This is a genomic window from Modestobacter lapidis (assembly GCF_054780755.1).
On the sequence record NZ_BAAGVS010000061.1, the window covers coordinates 1 to 1,023 of the forward strand.

Sequence of the window (1,023 nt, forward strand, 5' to 3'; positions counted from 1 at the left end):
GGGCTGCTGGTGACGACGACGGGGTTCGCGGCTTCGTGTGCTGCGTTGCCGTGTGGGGTGCTGGCGTTGGATGAGGTGGGGCCGGAGTTGGCGATGCAGTCCAGCGTCCGCCCGGGGATCGAGTCCGATGGTGATCCGGTGTGTTACGTCATCTACACCTCGGGTTCGAGTGGCCGCCCGAAGGGTGTGGAGATCACCCAGTCGAGTATCTGCAATTTCATCGCGATCGTGCCCTCGTTGTACGGGGTGGAGTCCACCGACCGGGTGTACCAGGGCATGACGATCGCTTTCGATTTCTCCATCGAGGAGATCTGGCCGACCTGGGCGGTGGGGGCGACGCTGGTCGCCGGCCCGACCGATGGGCGCCGGGTGGGGTCGGGGCTGGCCGATTTCCTCGATGAGCACCAGATCACGATGATCTACTGCGTTCCCACGGTGCTGGCCACGCTGGACCGGCTGCTGCCGAAGATCCGCACGGTCAATGTCGGTGGTGAGGCGTGCCCGCGTGAGCTGGTGGACCGGTGGGGGCCGGGCCGGCGGATCCTGAACACCTACGGGCCCACCGAGACCACCGTGACCTGCACGATGGCCGAGTTGCGGCCGGGCCGGCCGGTGACCATCGGGCGCCCGCTGCCGACCTACCGGATCACCCTGCTCGACGACGACCGGCAGCCGGTGCCCGCCGGGGAGGTCGGGGAGATCTGCGTGGGCGGGCCCGGCGTGGCCCGCGGCTACGTGAACCGGCCCGAACTCACCGCTGACCGGTTCATCCCCGACCCGCGAGGCATCCCGGGGGAGCGGATCTACCGCACCGGTGACCTGGGCCGGTTCACCCCCGAGGGGGAGCTGGAGTACCTGGGCCGCGCGGACAGCGAGGTCAAGGTGCGCGGGCACCGGGTCGACCTGCAGGAGATCGAGAGCCAGCTGCTGGTCCACCCGCAGGTGACCGCCGCGGTGGTCACGCTGCTGACCGGCCCGGACACCGGCGGGGAACTGGCCGGCTACGTCATCCTCCGCGACGAC

General features: G+C 69.8%; 1 protein-coding gene. It reads left to right on the plus strand.

What is annotated here, in order from left to right; all coding sequences use genetic code 11:
- Positions 1 to 9: 9 nt before the first annotated feature.
- On the plus strand, positions 10 to 1,023 hold a 1,014-nt coding region (locus ACYVG5_RS21435), incomplete at its 3' end, for an amino acid adenylation domain-containing protein (protein ID WP_460683538.1).